The following is a 14,715-nucleotide window of genomic DNA, read 5'->3' on the forward strand; positions in this document are numbered from 1 at the left end:
TCAGCCGACGAACAGGCGGCGCTCAGCTCGCGGTGTGCTGCGTGCCGAGAAAGCGCGCGAGGATCGCGTTCGAATACGTGCCCGCGATTCCCCTCAGGAACGACATGAACGATCCCGGCGCGTGGTCGTCGGCGGTATCGGAGATCGTGCGCACGACCGCGCACGGCACGCCGTACTCGTAGCAGACCTGCGCGATCGCCGCGCCTTCCATCTCGACCGCGAGCGCGTCGGGCAGCGCGTCGCGCAACGCCGCGACGGCCGCCGCGCTGGCGACGAACTGATCGCCGCTGACGATCAAGCCGCGATGCACGCGCGGCTCGCGCGTGCCGAACCGGGCCGCGCAGGCCGCGCCTTCCTCGGCGACGAACTGTTCGCATGCGGCGGTGAGACGGTCGGCGAGCGCCGCATCGGCGGCAAAGCGCGACATGCCGAGCAGCGGTACCTCGAAGCGCGGAAACAGCGGCGATGCGTCGATATCGTGCTGCATCAGCGTACTCGCGACGACGATATCGCCGACATGCACGTCGCCGCCGACACCCCCCGCAACGCCGGTGAACACAATGGCTTCGACATCGAACGCGTGAATCAGCGCGCTGACCGTCGCGGCCGCCGCGACCTTGCCGACGCGCGCAAGCGTGACGACGCACGTCGTGCCGTGCACGGTGCCGACGTGGTAATCGCGCTGGCCGTGCGTGAGCGTGCGCACGCCGGACTCGGCGCGCATCGCCTCGATCAGGTCGCCGAGTTCCTGCGGCAACGCGGCCAGGATGCCGAGCGGCCGCCGCACTTCGTGGCTCGTGTTCAAGGGCGCGCTCACTCGACCGCCTGCAATTTAGCCACCGCGAGCGCCAGCCACTTCTCGCCGTGCCGCTTGAAGCGGACCTGCGCCTTCGCGTCGGTGCCGCTGCCTTCGAGCGCGGTGATCGTGCCTTCGCCGAACTTCGTGTGGAACACCTGCTGGCCGACCCGGAAGCCCGTTTCGGCCGCGCGCTGCTCGTTCGCGAACGCGGGCGCCGGCGCGGAGGCCACCGCCGCCGAACCGCCGCCGTAGCCCGGCCGCGCGAACCAGTCGCGCCCGTAGCCGGCGTTGTCCGAGCGGCCGCCCCAGCGCGAGCCCGCCTCGACCTTCGGCGTGAGCCACTTCAGCGTTTCCTGCGGCAATTCGTCGAAGAAGCGCGAGCGGATGTTGTAGCGGGTCTGGCCGTGCAGCATCCGGCTTTGCGCGAACGACAGGTACAGCCGCTCCTTCGCGCGCGTGATCGCGACGTACATCAGGCGCCGCTCTTCTTCGAGGCCATCGGTTTCCATCGCGCTGTTCTCGTGCGGGAACAGCCCTTCTTCGAGACCGGTGATGAACACCGCGGTAAATTCGAGCCCCTTTGCCGCGTGCACCGTCATCAGCTGCACCGCTTCCTGGCCGGCCTGCGCCTGGTTATCACCCGCTTCGAGCGACGCGTGCGACAGGAAACCCGCCAACGGCGTCATCGTGTCTGGGTTTTGCGCCGGATCGGCGATGCCCGGCGCGTCGAGGACCACCGTGTTCGGATCGTCGGTCGCGACCGCGAGTTCGGGCGCGGCGCTGGCTCCTGGGCGCAGCGGAATCGAGCGGGCGGGCGTATCGAGCCCGTAGCCTTCCTCGCTGACGAACGCGGCGGCCGCGTTGACGAGTTCCTGCAAGTTTTCGAGCCGCTCCTGGCCCTCGCGCTCGTTCTGATAGAAGTCCGCGAGACCGCTCGCGCGGACCACGTACTCGACGGTCTCGGGGAGACTCATCTGCTGCGTGTCGGCGCGCATCTTGCCGATCAGGTTCGCGAACGCGGCGAGGCTCGATCCCGCCTTGCCCGCGACGTACGGAATCGCCGCGGCCATCGAGCAATTGTACAGACGCGCGGCGTCGGCGAGCTGTTCGATCGAACGCGCGCCGATGCCGCGCGTGGGGAAATTGACGACGCGGCCGAACGCGGTGTCGTCGTTCGGGTTGTCGATCAGGCGCAGGTATGCGAGCGCGTGCTTGACTTCCTGACGTTCGAAAAAGCGCAGGCCGCCATACACGCGATACGCGATGCCCGCGTTGACGAGCGTGTGCTCGATCGTGCGCGACTGCGCATTGCTGCGGTAGAGCACCGCGATTTCGCTGCGCGACAGGCCGGTGTTGATCAGCGCGCGGATCTCTTCGACGATCCAGCCGGCTTCCTGCGAATCGCTCGCCGATTCGTACACGCGCACCGGTTCGCCGTGCCCCGCATCGGTGCGCAGATTCTTGCCGAGGCGCCGCGAGTTGTTCGCGATCAGCTGGTTCGCGGCATCGAGAATATGGCCGTGCGAGCGATAGTTCTGCTCGAGCTTGATCAGATTGCGCACGTTGAACTCGTGCTCGAAGTCGCGCATGTTGCCGACGTTCGCGCCGCGGAACGCGTAGATCGACTGGTCGTCGTCGCCGACCGCGAAGATCGCGTTGTGCTGACCCGCGAGCAGCTTGAGCCACGCGTATTGCAGCTTGTTGGTGTCCTGAAACTCGTCCACCAGGATGTGCCTGAAGCGCGCCTGGTAATGCGCGCGCAGCGGCGGATTGTGCGCGAGCAGTTCGTAGCAGCGCAGCAGCAGTTCGGGGAAGTCGACGACGCCTTCGCGCTGGCATTGCTGGTCATAGGCTTCGTAGAGCTCGACGAACTTGCGGTTGAAGTTGTCGGTGGCGTCGACGTCTTTGGGGCGCAGGCCCTGCTCTTTTGCGTTGTTGATGAAGTACTGGAGATTTTTCGCCGGGTACTTTTCATCGTCGATGTTGAGGCCCTTCATCAGGCGCTTGATCGCCGACAGTTGGTCCGCGGTATCGAGAATCTGGAACGTGGCGGGCAGCCCGGCGTCGCGGTGATGCGCGCGCAGCATGCGGTTGCACAGGCCGTGGAACGTGCCGATCCACATGCCGCGCGTGTCGATCGGCAATAGCGCCGACAGGCGCGCCATCATTTCGCGGGCGGCTTTGTTGGTGAAGGTCACCGCGAGGACGGTCGCGGGGGACGCGAGGCCTTGCTGGATCAGCCACGCGATGCGGGTGATCAGGACGCGGGTTTTGCCGCTCCCCGCGCCCGCCAGGATCAGGGCGGGCTCATTCGGGAGCGTTACGGCGGCGTGTTGTTCGGGGTTTAGATTGGAGAGGAGGTCGGGCATTTTTTCGCGGTGGCGCAGTTCGGGGGACATTATATGCCCCGGCGGGGGCGACGCTTTTTTGGTTTTTTTCGTTCTTCTGGATATGCGTGGGGTTTTTTCGTTGTTCTGGACTTGTTGGCCTTTCCTTGCTTTGTTATCGGTCTATTAGCGTTGCCCCTGTGCGGGGCGGCACCTACTTTCTTTGCAGCAGCAAAGAAAGTAGGCAAAGAAGACAGCTTTACACCGCAAACTCTTAAGCGGGTCCCCTGGTCCGCAGGCGGCAGTGGTGCATCTGGAATCCGTGCTCCCGAACATTCGGCGCCAGTGACAACGCAGTCATTCTTCCGGCGGCGCTGCGCGCGCCGAAGCCCCGTTCCAAAACCATCGGTCGGTTCTCCTGGCAGACCCGTCCGCGACGCACGCAGTGCGGAGTGGGAGCGGATGACGGCTTTGTCATCAGGGTGGAATGTGCGGGGGCACCGACTCCAGATGCACCACTACCCCTTCCAAGCCAGGGGACCCGCTTATGAGCTGGCGGTTTGAGCTGTCTTCTTTGCCTACTTTCTTTGCAGCAGCAAAGAAAGTAGGTGCCGCCCCGCACAGGGGCAACGCTAATAGACCGATAACAAAGCAAGGAAAGGCCAACAAGTCCAGAACAACGAAAGCCGCCAGCCGGCAAAAAACCCTCCCCAGCTATAATCAACCCTTCCCCGCCTCCAAAATCCTGCCTTTAACAGAAACATGAGCGACACCCCAAGCGACACCCCAAGCGACCCGACCTCGACGCTTGCAAAAAGCTTCGAACCCCACACCATCGAAGCCCACTGGGGCCCTGAATGGGAAAAGCGCGCCTACGCCGCGCCCTCCTTCGACGCGAACCGCAAGGATTTCTCGATCCAGTTGCCGCCGCCGAACGTCACGGGCACGCTGCACATGGGCCACGCGTTCAACCAGACCATCATGGACGGCCTGACCCGCTATCACCGCATGCTCGGCGAGAACACGCTGTGGGTGCCGGGCACCGACCACGCGGGCATCGCCACGCAGATCGTCGTCGAACGCCAGCTCGACGCGCAGGGCGTGTCGCGCCACGACCTCGGCCGCGAGAAGTTCGTCGAGCGCGTGTGGGAGTGGAAGCAGCAATCCGGCTCCACGATCACGAATCAGGTGCGTCGTCTCGGTGCATCGATCGACTGGTCGCGCGAATACTTCACGATGGACGACAAGACGTCGGCCACCGTGCGCGACGTGTTCGTGCGTCTGTATGAACAGGGCCTGATCTATCGCGGCAAGCGCCTCGTGAACTGGGACCCGGTGCTGCTCACCGCCGTATCCGACCTCGAAGTGGTCAGCGAGGAAGAAAACGGCCACCTGTGGCACATCCAGTATCCGTTGACCGACGGCTCGGGCCATCTGACCGTCGCCACGACCCGTCCGGAAACCATGCTCGGCGACACCGCCGTCATGGTGCATCCGGAAGACGAGCGCTACGCCCACCTGATCGGCCAGACCGTCACGCTGCCGCTGTCGAACCGCGAAGTGCCGATCATCGCCGACGATTACGTCGACCGCGAATTCGGCACCGGCGTCGTCAAGGTCACGCCCGCGCATGATTTCAACGATTATCAGGTCGGCCTGCGCCACAAGCTGCCGCAAATCGAAATCCTCACGCTCGACGCGAAGATCAACGGCAACGCGCCCGAAAAGTACCGCGGCCTCGACCGTTTCGAAGCCCGCAAGCTGGTGGTCGCCGATCTCGAGGCGCTCGGCATGCTCGAATCGGTGAAGCCGCACAAGCTGATGGTGCCGCGCGGCGACCGCACCGGCGTCGTGATCGAGCCGATGCTGACCGACCAGTGGTTCGTCGCGATGAGCAAGCCGGCGCCCGAAGGCACGTTCAATCCGGGCAAGTCGATCACCGAGACCGCGCTCGACGTCGTGCGCAACGGCCAGATCAGGTTCGTGCCGGAAAACTGGACCACCACGTACTACCAGTGGCTCGAAAACATCCAGGACTGGTGCATCTCGCGTCAGTTGTGGTGGGGTCATCAGATTCCGGCGTGGTACGGCGAGAACGGCGAAGTGTTCGTCGCCAAGACCGAGGAAGACGCGCGCGCGAAGGCCGTCGCGGCCGGCTACATGGGCGCATTGAAGCGAGACGAAGACGTGCTCGACACGTGGTTCTCGTCGGCTCTCGTGCCGTTTTCGTCGCTCGGCTGGCCGAACCAGACGGAAGAGCTGAAGCACTTCATGCCGTCGTCGGTGCTCGTCACCGGCTTCGACATCATCTTCTTCTGGGTCGCGCGCATGGTCATGATGACCACGCACTTCACGGGCAAGGTGCCGTTCGAAACGGTCTATATGCACGGCCTGGTGCGCGACGCCGAAGGCCAGAAGATGTCGAAGAGCAAGGGCAACACGCTCGACCCGATCGACATCGTCGATGGCATCGACCTCGACGCGCTCGTCGCGAAGCGCACCACCGGCCTGATGAATCCGAAGCTGGCCGCGTCGATCGAGAAGAAGACCCGCAAGGAGTTTCCGGACGGCATTCCGGCGTTCGGCACCGACGCGCTGCGCTTCACGATGGCGTCGATGGCCACGCTCGGCCGCAACGTCAATTTTGACCTCGCGCGCTGCGAAGGCTATCGCAACTTCTGCAACAAGCTGTGGAATGCCACGCGCTTCGTGCTGATGAACTGCGAAGGCCATGACTGCGGTTTCGGCCAGCCCGCGCAATGTGGTGAATGCGGGCCAGAAGGCCATCTGCATTTCTCGCAGGCCGACCGCTGGATCGTATCGCAACTGCAGCGCGTGGAAGCCGAAGTCGTCAAGGGTTTTTCCGACTATCGTTTTGATAATGTGGCCAACGCCCTATACAAGTTCGTATGGGACGAATATTGTGACTGGTACCTCGAACTCGCCAAGGTGCAGATCCAGACGGGTCAGCCGAACCAGCAGCGCGCAACGCGACGCACGCTGCTGCGTGTGCTCGAAACGGTGTTGCGTCTCGCGCATCCGGTCATCCCGTTCATCACCGAAGCGCTGTGGCAGAAGGTGGCGCCGCTTGCAGGGCGCTACCCCGAAGGCAAGGCGGACGGCGAGGCGTCCATCATGGTGCAGCCATACCCCGTCGCGGAGCCGTCGAAGCTCGACGAAGACGCCGAGCGGTGGGCGGCCGACCTGAAAGCGGTGATCGATGCGTGCCGGAATCTGCGCGGTGAAATGAACCTGTCGCCGGCGGTCAAGGTGCCGTTGCTCGCCACTGGCAACGCGGAGCGCCTTCGCACTTTCGCGCCTTACGCTCGAGCGTTGGCACGGCTGTCCGAGGTGCAGATCATCGCTGACGAGGCCGCGCTCGACAACCAGGCGGCTGGCGCGCCGATTGCTATCGTAGGAACCGACAAGCTTGTATTGAAGGTCGAAATCGACGCGGCGGTCGAACGCGAGCGCCTGTCGAAAGAGATCACGCGATTGAGCGCCGAAATCGTCAAATGCACCGGCAAGTTGCAGAATCAAGCGTTCGTTGCGAAGGCGCCGGCGGCGGTCGTGGAACAGGAGCAGAAACGGCTTGCCGATTTCGAGGCTACCGTCGGCAAGCTGAAAGCGCAACTGGCCCGCTTGCCGGTCTGATCGACGCGCCCGCCCACCTCACAGGCGGGCAAGGACTTAAACCAGAGGACTCAGGGTATTCACATGCTAAAAGTTACGAAGGCGGTTTTTCCTGTAGCCGGTCTTGGCACCCGCTTCCTCCCCGCCACGAAGGCTAGCCCGAAAGAGATGTTGCCGATCGTCGACAAGCCGCTGATTCAGTACGCTGTCGAAGAAGCCATGGCGGCCGGCATCACCGAGATGATCTTCGTCACGGGCCGCAGCAAGCGCGCGATCGAAGATCATTTCGACAAGTCCTATGAGATCGAGGCCGAACTCGAGGCGCGCGGCAAGGACAAGCTGCTCGAACTCGTACGCAGCATCAAGCCGAGCCACGTCGACTGCTTCTACGTGCGCCAGGCCGAGGCGCTGGGTCTCGGCCATGCGGTGCTGTGCGCCGAGAAGCTCGTCGGCGACAACCCGTTCGCCGTGATTCTCGCGGACGACCTGCTGTACGGCACGCCGCCCGTGATGACGCAGATGATCGAGGTGTTCGATCACTATCACAGCTCGGTGATCGGCGTCGACGAGATTCCGCCGCAGGACACGAAGTCGTACGGCATCGTCGACGGCAAGGAGTGGGAAGATTCGATCGTCAAGATGTCGGGCATCGTCGAAAAGCCGGAGCCGAGCGCGGCGCCGTCGAATCTCGGCGTGGTCGGCCGTTATGTGCTGAAGCCGCGCATTTTCGATCACCTGCGCTCGATCAAACCGGGTGCGGGCGGTGAGTTGCAGCTGACGGACGCGATCCAGTCGCTGCTCGCCGACGAACAGGTGCTCGCATACAAGTATCACGGCACCCGTTTCGACTGCGGCAGCAAGCTCGGCTACCTGAAGGCGACCGTCGAATTCGCGCTGCGTCACCCGGAAGTGGCCGCCGATTTCGAAGAATATCTGCGCACCCGCTCGCCGGTTCTCGAAGGCTGACACCAAAAGATCGGCTGAAACGAAGAAGGCGCTGTGCCCCAAATAAAGGGGACGGCGCCTTCTTTTTACATCGGACGGACAGTTTTACCGAATGCCGCTCAACGGCGCCGCATCAGAAACGTAAACACCTTGTCGTGCGCCGAGCTTTCGACAATCTCGTTGCCGGTCTGCTTCGCGAACGCGGCGAAATCGCGCTGCGAGCCGGGATCGGTGGCGAGCACCTTGAGAATCTGGCCGCTTTCCATGTCGGCGAGCGCCTTTTTGGCGCGCAGGATGGGCAGCGGGCACATGAGCCCGCGCGCATCGACTTCCTTGTGAATCTGAATTTGCATCGACGATGACCTTCGGGACGAGGCGTCGCTGACGACGCCGGACAGAGGGTCAAATTCTACAGCAGGCTGAGCGCCGCCGCCGGGCAGCGCGCGGCGGCAAGCGCCGCGACGACGCCCGTTTGCGCGCCCCGCTACAGCGTCACTGCCTCGCCGCTTTGCAGCGACTCGCGCAGCGCCACGCCGATACGCGTCGCTTCGAGTGCATCGGCAAGCGTCGCGCCGCTCGACGCCCCATCGCCCTTGCCTGCCCCGTTTTGCACCGACGCGACGAACGCGCGTGCCTCGTGCAGAAACGCGTCCTCGAACCGGTCGAAAAAGTTCGGCGTGCACTCGTTGCGAATGCCGGTCGCGTCGTAGATCTCGACGCGATTCGCGCGCGGATTGCGGCCGACCGTCAGTGCGCCCGCCGTGCCGATGACTTCGCTATGCGTATCGTTGCCGTGCGCCTGCGTGCGCGACGCATAGAACATCGCGAGCTTGCCGCCCTCGAACTCGCAGATCGCGACGCCGTTGTCGACGTCGCCGAATTCGCGCAGACCTTCGTGCAGCGCGACCGTGCCCGCCGCGAACACGCGCGTCGCGCGCGGCTTGCCGAGCAGCCAGCGGGCGACGTCGATATCGTGCACCGTGCAGTCGAGAAAGATGCCGCCCGAGGTCGCCGCGAAGCGCACGAAGAAGCCGTCGGTGTCGTTTTTATCAGTGGTTTGCGAGCGCACGAGGAACGGCCGGCCGATCTGACCGGCAGCGATCTTCTCGAACGCGTCGCGGTAGCTCGGGTCGAAGCGGCGCATGAAGCCGATCGTCGCCTGCAGATGCGGATAGCGCGCCGCTTCGGCCATCACGCGTTCGCATTCCGCGACCTCTAGCGACAGCGGCTTTTCGCAGAACACATGCTTGCCCGCCTGCAATGCGTCGACGATCTGCTGCGCGTGCAGCGACGACGGCGTGACGAGCCATACCGCGTCGACGTGCGGATCGGCGAGCAGGTCCGCGTAATCGGCGTAGAGACGCGGCTCGGGCAGCGCATCGCGCGCCCACGCAAGCTCGTCTTGCAGCGGGCTGCACGCGGCCGCGAGCGTCGCGCCCGGCACGCGATACGCGAGATTCTCCGCATGCCGCTTGCCGAGCCGCCCAAGGCCGGCCACGCCGAGCCGCAAGCGTTCCGTGGCGGGCTTCATCACGCTGCCTCGCCGAGTTTGATCGCGCGGCCCTCGCGCCACGAACGCGTCGCGGCTTCCGCGAGTTCGAGCGCTTTCAGGCCATCGGCGACGGTCGCGCGCACCGGCGTACCGTGCGTGAGCGCGTCGAAGAAATGTGCGATTTCGAGCGCGTACGCCGTGCGATAGCGTTCGAGAAAAAACGCCTCGGGCACGTCACTCGACACTTCCGTCTTCGAGTACGCGGTGACTTCGGTCGGCCGCACATTGCCCGCCTGCAGCATGCCGGTGCTGCCGAGCACTTCGAAGCGCTGGTCGTAGCCGTACGCGGCGCGCCGCGCGGTGTTGATCTGGCATAGGCGCCCGCCCTTCGTGCGAATCGTCACCGCGGTCGAATCGATGTCGCCCGCGTCGGCGATCGCCGGTTCGGTCAGGCAACTGCCGGTGGCGTGCAGCGTGTCGGCTTCGTCGTCGAGAATCCAGCGAAAGATGTCGAAATCGTGAATCAGCATGTCCTTGAAGATGCCGCCCGAGTGCCGGATGTACTCGAGCGGCGGCGCGCCCGGATCGCGGCTCGTCACGACCAGCATTTCCGGCGTGCCGATCTCGCCCGCGTCGATGCGCGCCTTCAACGACGAAAACGTCGGATCGAAGCGCCGCTGAAAGCCGATCATGCAGACGACCCCCGCGCGCTCCACGGCTTGCGCGCACACCCGCGCGCGCTCCAACGTCAGATCGACGGGCTTCTCGCAGAATATGTGCTTCTTCTGCGCGGCCGATTTGACGATCAGGTCCGCATGCGTGTCGGTGCTCGAACAGATCACGGTCGCGCCGATCGACGCGTCGCCGATCGCGCCATCGATGTCGGCGACCTGCGCGCCATGCTGCGCGGCCAACGCGGCCGCCGCCTCGCGATTCACGTCGACCACGTATTTGAGCCGCACGCCGGGCTGCCGCGCGAGATTCGCCGCATGGATCTTGCCGATGCGTCCCGCGCCGAATACAGCGATGTCGATCGTATTTACCGCGTCAGTCATCGTAGCCTCCAGTGTCGTTGGATTCTTCAACGTTCAGTTCGAGCTTGTACGCGAGCGCGATGAAGAGCGCCTGGCACAGGCAGATCGTGCTGGTCAGCGAGCGGAACGCGAACGCGCTGCCCTCTTTCACGTACAGCTGCGTGCTCGCGTAGCGCGCGAGCGGCGATAGTTGGCTATCGGTAATGACGAGCGTCTTCGCCTGATGATGATGCGCGACCCGCAGACAGTACTGCGTCTCCTTGCCGTACGGCGCGAAGCTGATCGCGATCACCACGTCGCCCTTCCTGACGCTGCGGATCTGCTCGCGATACATGCCGCCGAAACCGGACACCAGATGCACGCGCTTATGCGTGTGCTGCAACGCGTAGACGATATAGCTCGCGACCGGAAACGAGCGCCGCACGCCGATCACGTAGATGTTGTCGGCCTGCTGCAGCATCTTCACGGCGGCGTCGAACTGCTTGTCGTCGAGGCCAACTTCGAGTTCTTCGAGCCCCCCGCGCGACGCGGCGATGAACTCGCGCGCGACCACGCCGCCCGACAACGTGCCGGGCTTCTCGTCGATCAGCTTGCGGATGCGCTGCTGATAGCTCGACGACGACACGCCCTGCCCCGTATACGCCTGACGAAACACCGCCTGCAGATCCGAAAACCCGGAAAAGCCGAAGCGCTGCGCAAAGCGCACGACCGCCGACGGATGCACACCGCAACTCGCGGCGATATCGCTCGTGCGATCCATCATCACGCTCGCGCGATGCTGCTCGATGTACGTCGCCACGCTCTTCAACTGGCGCGGCAACGATTCGTAGGTATCCGCGATGCGCTGCATCAATTCGTCGACGCCCGGCACCGCCTCTTCGGTGATCTGTTCCGCCATGACTGCCTCTCGGGGTTTCCTGCAATGCGGCAGACGCGCCCGCGACCCGCCGCAACACGCATCCGACGTTGCCGATTATAGGCAGCGGTCCTGTCAAAATGGAATGTATTTTCCATTTTTATTTTTCATGAAATTTTCTTTGCAAGGCTTCGGAAGATGACCTAATCTTGGTCGTGAGCGATGGCGCTTCGGCCTCGTTGGGTGGGTCATCGGAATGAAAAGCCGCCCGCCATGCGCTCCCTCAATAACGAACGACAGACCGAGAAAGGTGGAGACAATGAGACTTTGCAGAGGCAAGGCAACGCTCAGGATTCTGGTGACGGCGTTGACGTTGGCGACGGGATTCGGCGCGGCCTCGGCCGCCCGCGCGGCGGACGCGCACTTCGTGCTGATCAGCCACGCGCCGGATTCGGACTCGTGGTGGAACACGATCAAGAACGCGATCAAGCAGGCCGACGAGGACTTCAACGTTCAGACCGACTACCGCAACCCGCCGAACGGCGACATCGCCGACATGGCGCGTCTAGTCGAACAGGCGGCCGCGCGCAACTACGACGGCGTGATCGTATCGATCGCCGACTTCGACGTGCTGAAGAGCTCGATCGGGAAGGTCACCGAGAAACACATTCCGCTCGTCACGATCAATTCGGGCACCGAGGAGCAAAGCGCGAAGCTCGGCGCGATCATGCACGTCGGCCAGCCCGAGTTCGCGGCCGGCAAGGCGGCGGGCGAAAAGGCGAAGGCCGCCGGCATCAAGTCGTTCCTGTGCGTGAACCACTACGCGACGAACCCGGCCTCGTTCGAACGCTGCCGCGGGTTCGCCGAAGCGATCGGCGCCAACTTCAAGACCTCGACGCTCGACGCGGGCCAGGACCCGACCGGCGTGCAGTCGAAGGTCAGCGCGTTCCTGCGCAATCATCCGGACACCCAGGCGGTGCTGGCGCTCGGTCCGCTGTCGGCCGACCCGACGCTGAAGGCGCTGCAACAGATGGGCCTCGCGGGCAAGATCTGGTTCGCGACGTTCGACTTCGACAGCGACATCGCGAAGGGCATCCAGGACGGCACGATCCAGTTCGCGATCGACCAGCAACCGTACTTGCAGGGCTATATCCCGGTTGCCGTACTCGCGATCGTCAAGAAGAACCACACCACCGATCCCGCGAAGATCCGCGAGATCCTGCAGGCGAATCCGAAGTTCAAGGAGCGTCTTGCGACCTATGGACTCGCGCCGTCGTACGGGCCGCGCAATATCGGCTCGGGCCCGGGCTTCATCACGAAGGCCAATGTCGACAAGGTACTGAAGTACGCGGGCCAGTACCGCTGAACGCACGGCAACGCATCGCATCGCGTGCCTAAGCCGCCGCGCCGGCGGCAAGGTTGAAAAGGCAGTGACCGGCGGGACGCATGGCGTCTTGCCGGCGCTCGCCCGCTCAGCGGATTCGCAAACGCCCACGGCATTGCGCCGAGCCGCCGGTCGCGGGCGTATCAAGGAGAGCTTCAATGGGTGTCGCCGACCTGTTTCATCCCCATCACCGCAAGCAACCGCCGCCTGATCCACAGGACCCGGCGAAGGGTGCTGCGACGACCGCTTCGCAGTCCGCCGCCGTCGACGAACGCGTACGCAAGGAATCCTGGTCCCGCCATCTGCTCGGCCGACCGGAATTCGCGGCGCTCGCCGGCACCGTGATGGTGTTCATCGTGTTCGGCGTGGCGGCCGGCAACTCGGGGATGTTCAATCTCGACGGCGTGATGAACTGGTCGCAGGTCGCCGCCTATCTCGGTCTGATCTCGGTCGGCGCGTGCCTGCTGATGATCGCCGGCGAGTTCGATCTGTCGATCGGTTCGATGATCGGCTTTGCCGGCATGATGGTCGCGCTGCCGACCATGTACTTCCACTGGCCGATCTGGCTGGCGATCGTGTTCGCGTTCGTCGGCTCGATGCTGCTCGGCGCGCTCAACGGCTATCTGGTGATGCGCACGCGCCTGCCGTCGTTCATCGTCACGCTCGCGTTCCTGTTCATTCTGCGCGGCCTCACGCTCGCGCTGTCGGTGATGTTCGCCGATCGCACGATCATCTCCGGCGTCGGCGACGTCGCGCGTCAGGACTGGTTCGCGCACACGTTCTTCCAGGGCGTCGCGTTCAAAGGTCTGTTCGTGTGGCTCGGCCACCTCGGCCTCGTGAAGATGCTCGACAACGGCACGCCACTCGTGCCGGGCATTCCGAAAGTACTGCTGTGGTGGCTCGTGCTTGCCGTGGTGTGCGCGTTCACGCTCGCGAAAACGCGCTTCGGCAACTGGATTTTCGCGGTCGGCGGCGATGCCAACGCGGCCAAGAACGTCGGCGTGCCGGTGCGTCGCGTGAAGATCTCGCTGTTCGTGCTGACCGCTTTCTGCTCGGCCCTGTACGCGGTGCTGCAGGTGTGCGACATCGGTTCGGCCGCGGCCGACCGCGGTTTGCAGGCGGAATTCGAGGCGATCATCGCCGCGGTGATCGGCGGCACGCTGCTGACGGGCGGCTACGGCTCGGTAATCGGCGCGTGCTTCGGCGCGCTGATCTTCGGCGTCGTGCAGATCGGCATCACGTACACCAATGTCGATTCCGACTGGTTCCGCGTGTTCCTCGGCGTGATGCTGCTGTTCGCCGTGCTGTTCAACCACTACGTGCGCGGCCGCGTCGCGGCATCGCGCTAGAAGGAGGTTCACGATGAGCACCCCCGAACAGAACGCCGACGACATCATCTTGTCGCTCGAAGGTGTCAGCCGTTATTTCGGCAACATCATCGCGCTGAACGACATCACGCTGCGGCTCAAACGCGGCGAAGTGCATTGCCTGCTCGGCGACAACGGCGCCGGCAAGTCGACGCTGATCAAGACGCTCGCGGGCGTGTATCAGCCGAGCAAAGGCACCTACCGGGTGGACGGCAAACCGGTGCACTTCACGTCGCCGAAAGACGCGCTCGATCTCGGCATCGCCACCGTCTACCAGGATCTGGCGCTGGTGCCGCTGCTATCGGTCGCGCGCAATTTCTTCATGGGCCGCGAGCCGCAGAAAAAGCTGTTCGGCCTTCTGAACGTGATGGACCTCGAAACCTGCGCAACCACCGCGCGCGACAAGCTCGCCGAAATGGGCATCAACGTGCGCGACCCGCACCAGCCGATCGGCACGATGTCGGGCGGCGAGCGTCAATGTCTGGCCATCGCGCGTGCGATTCACTTCGGCGCGCGCGTGCTGATTCTCGACGAACCGACCGCCGCGCTCGGCGTCAAGCAGAGCTTCAACGTGCTGAAGCTGATCCATAAGGCGCGCGCCAAAGGCATCTCGGTGATCTTCATCACGCATAACGTGCACCACGCCTATCCGATCGGCGATTCGTTCACGCTGCTCAATCGCGGCCGCTCGCTCGGCACGTTCACCAAACAGACCATCAGCAAGGACGAAGTGCTCGACATGATGGCCGGCGGCGCCGAGATGCAGAAGATGATCGGCGAACTCGAAGGCGCGACGATCTGACCGATTCGCGCGGCACGGCCGGCCTCGACGCGTTTCGCGTGGCCGGCCACCGCGCACCCACCGCGCACTGTTACTC

Annotated in this window: 11 protein-coding genes; 5 read left to right on the top strand and 6 right to left on the bottom strand. The window is 64.1% G+C overall.

Annotated elements, in window-relative coordinates; genetic code table 11:
- Nucleotides 1–22: 22 nt before the first annotated feature.
- Together OKW43_RS26540 and OKW43_RS26545 are read right to left on the bottom strand one after the other, a co-directional pair.
- On the bottom strand, nucleotides 23–817 hold the full coding sequence (locus OKW43_RS26540) for a 5'-methylthioadenosine/adenosylhomocysteine nucleosidase (RefSeq protein WP_429450716.1): 795 nt from the start codon (nucleotides 815–817) through the stop codon (nucleotides 23–25).
- Nucleotides 814–3,168: a UvrD-helicase domain-containing protein gene (locus tag OKW43_RS26545; RefSeq protein WP_429450718.1), complete on the bottom strand. Its 2,355-nt coding sequence runs from the start codon at nucleotides 3,166–3,168 to the stop codon at nucleotides 814–816. Before OKW43_RS26545 ends, OKW43_RS26540 begins: the two co-directional genes overlap by 4 nt.
- Nucleotides 3,169–3,888: 720 nt before the next feature.
- Between OKW43_RS26545 and OKW43_RS26550 the strand changes: the two genes are divergently transcribed.
- Together OKW43_RS26550 and galU are read left to right on the top strand one after the other, a co-directional pair.
- A complete protein-coding gene (locus tag OKW43_RS26550; RefSeq protein WP_429450720.1) occupies nucleotides 3,889–6,780 on the top strand; it encodes a valine--tRNA ligase in 2,892 nt (963 codons plus the stop codon).
- A gap of 63 nt (nucleotides 6,781–6,843) precedes the next feature.
- The gene (gene galU, locus OKW43_RS26555; RefSeq protein WP_187634894.1) at nucleotides 6,844–7,725 is read left to right on the top strand and encodes a UTP--glucose-1-phosphate uridylyltransferase GalU; all 882 of its coding nucleotides are present in this window, start codon (nucleotides 6,844–6,846) and stop codon (nucleotides 7,723–7,725) included.
- Nucleotides 7,726–7,823: 98 nt separating this feature from the next.
- On the opposite strand, the gene OKW43_RS26560 is transcribed toward galU, so the two are convergent.
- From OKW43_RS26560 to OKW43_RS26575, 4 genes are all read right to left on the bottom strand, one after another.
- Nucleotides 7,824–8,051 (bottom strand): sulfurtransferase TusA family protein, encoded by a 228-nt coding sequence (locus OKW43_RS26560; protein WP_026225937.1) that lies wholly within the window; start codon nucleotides 8,049–8,051, stop codon nucleotides 7,824–7,826.
- A gap of 137 nt (nucleotides 8,052–8,188) precedes the next feature.
- Complete coding sequence (locus OKW43_RS26565; RefSeq protein ID WP_429450723.1) at nucleotides 8,189–9,235, bottom strand: Gfo/Idh/MocA family oxidoreductase; 1,047 nt, start codon at nucleotides 9,233–9,235, stop codon at nucleotides 8,189–8,191.
- Nucleotides 9,235–10,251 carry an inositol 2-dehydrogenase gene (gene iolG / locus OKW43_RS26570; RefSeq protein ID WP_429450725.1) on the bottom strand — a complete coding sequence of 339 codons (1,017 nt, stop codon included), beginning with the start codon at nucleotides 10,249–10,251 and terminating at the stop codon, nucleotides 9,235–9,237. The genes OKW43_RS26565 and iolG overlap by 1 nt, the downstream gene beginning before the upstream one ends.
- Nucleotides 10,244–11,128 (bottom strand): MurR/RpiR family transcriptional regulator, encoded by an 885-nt coding sequence (locus OKW43_RS26575; RefSeq protein ID WP_187634891.1) that lies wholly within the window; start codon nucleotides 11,126–11,128, stop codon nucleotides 10,244–10,246. Before OKW43_RS26575 ends, iolG begins: the two co-directional genes overlap by 8 nt.
- A 277-nt stretch (nucleotides 11,129–11,405) precedes the next feature.
- Here OKW43_RS26575 and OKW43_RS26580 point away from each other — a divergent pair, with 277 nt between their 5' ends.
- The 3 genes from OKW43_RS26580 (at nucleotide 11,406) to OKW43_RS26590 (ending at nucleotide 14,639) form a co-directional block, all read left to right on the top strand.
- A complete protein-coding gene (locus OKW43_RS26580; protein ID WP_429450727.1) occupies nucleotides 11,406–12,452 on the top strand; it encodes a sugar ABC transporter substrate-binding protein in 1,047 nt (348 codons plus the stop codon).
- Between the two features lie 176 nt (nucleotides 12,453–12,628).
- Complete coding sequence (locus tag OKW43_RS26585; RefSeq protein WP_187634889.1) at nucleotides 12,629–13,819, top strand: ABC transporter permease; 1,191 nt, start codon at nucleotides 12,629–12,631, stop codon at nucleotides 13,817–13,819.
- Nucleotides 13,820–13,832: 13 nt separating this feature from the next.
- On the top strand, nucleotides 13,833–14,639 hold the full coding sequence (locus OKW43_RS26590; protein ID WP_187634888.1) for an ATP-binding cassette domain-containing protein: 807 nt from the start codon (nucleotides 13,833–13,835) through the stop codon (nucleotides 14,637–14,639).
- Nucleotides 14,640–14,715: the final 76 nt, after the last annotated feature.

It is taken from the genome of Paraburkholderia sp. WC7.3g, from assembly GCF_050436345.1.
Lineage (GTDB): Bacteria > Pseudomonadota > Gammaproteobacteria > Burkholderiales > Burkholderiaceae > Paraburkholderia > Paraburkholderia podalyriae.